This window comes from Clostridium saudiense, assembly GCF_000577815.1.
GTDB lineage: Bacteria > Bacillota > Clostridia > Clostridiales > Clostridiaceae > Clostridium > Clostridium saudiense.
This window is the reverse complement of record NZ_CBYM010000083.1, coordinates 1-1,522: the sequence shown is the minus strand read 5'-3', so window position 1 is coordinate 1,522 and position 1,522 is coordinate 1. Positions and strand designations below refer to the sequence as shown.

Annotated in this window: 1 protein-coding gene; it reads right to left on the bottom strand. The window is 29.4% G+C overall.

From position 1 onward, the window contains the following. Nucleotides 1-178: 178 nt before the first annotated feature. Nucleotides 179-1,417, bottom strand: coding sequence for an IS256 family transposase (locus TY07_RS16995; protein WP_042403087.1), 1,239 nt, complete (start codon nucleotides 1,415-1,417; stop codon nucleotides 179-181). Nucleotides 1,418-1,522: the final 105 nt, after the last annotated feature.

The window sequence follows — 1,522 nt, the reverse complement described above, 5'->3', positions numbered from 1 at the left end:
GAGACTGTAGATAATTTTGTGTAATATAGTTTCTTATAAATCAAATATTACTGGAAATTTTGATTTCCAGTAATATTTTTTTATTATCTAGAAATACTAATAATGTGTTTTTCTGTTCTTTTATATTATTTAACAAAAGTTAGATAATATGCATAAAATTTATAAAAAGTACAAGCTATTATGCTAATTCATCTTTTAATTCTTCAGTAAAGAATAATGTTAGCTCCGCTAACGTAGCACCCCAGTTTGGAACTGGTTGAGTCCATTTTTCCATGATTTCCATAGTCGCTAGATATACGCACTTGTTTAGAGATTCATCTGTAGGAAATATAGTTCTAGATTTAGTATACTTACGTACCTGTCTATTGAATCCTTCAAGTGCATTAGTTGTATAGATCATTTTTCTTATTCTAGGTGAGAAATCAAAGAAAGTAGATAAGTTATTCCAGTTGTTATACCATGAATCTATAACCATTCCATAACTATTTCCCCAAGTTTCTTTTAGTTTGTCTAGCTGCGCTAACGCAAGTTCTTCAGTAGGAGCTTTATAAACTTCTTTTAAATCTTTCATAAATGATTTTTTATCTTTTGAAGCTATGTATTTTATAGAATTTCTTATTTGATGAACAATACATGTTTGTATATTAGCTGATGGAAATACGGTCTGAATAGCTTGTGGTAGCCCTTTAAGTCCGTCCATACAAGCAATTAAGATTTCTTTTACACCTCTATTTTTTAAGTCATTGCAAATACCTAGCCAAAACTTAGCTCCTTCGGCTTCATCAACCCATAGTCCAAGAATATCTTTATATCCTTCCATCGTATATCCTAAACAAATATATACAGCTTTATTAACTATTTTTCCGTTGCTTCTAACCTTAAAGTACATAGCATCTAAGTAAACTATTGGATATATTTTATCTAACATTCTATTTTGCCATTCGGTAGCGGTAGCTATTACTTTATCTGTTATTTTAGAAACCATTGATGGTGAGATTGTTATTCCATATAAATCTTCTATTTCAGCCTGAATATCGCTAGTAGTCATACCTTTAGCATAAAGAGAAATTATTTTTTTATCTAATTCATTACAAACAGTTTCATATTTCTTTACTATTTGAGGTTCAAATTCAGACTTTCTATCCCTTGGTATATCGAGATCAACATCTCCAAATGAACTTCTTAGATTTTTTTGGCTATATCCATTTCTATAATTTCTTTCGCCAGGCTCAATATCGCTTTGACGTTGGTATTTATCTCTACCAAGATGTTCATCCATTTCTGCTTCAAGTATATTTTCTAGTACATCCTTAACTAATCTTTGAACTAATCCGTTCTTTCCAAGAACGTCATCGATTGTTTTACACTTTTTTATTTCTGAATTGTAATCAAAATTGATATCATTTTTTCTTGCCATAGAAAATCCTCCTAAAATTTATATAGTGTATTATTCCAAATCTACCAACTAATCATACAAAAAAAGAGTAGATAGATTTGTTTTTTACACAAATCTATCTACTTT

What these genes read in the sequence shown, in the direction of transcription:
- TY07_RS16995 (WP_042403087.1), bottom strand. Translation starts at nt 1,417, where the DNA reads ATGGCAAGAAAAAATGATATCAATTTTGATTACAATTCAGAAATAAAA.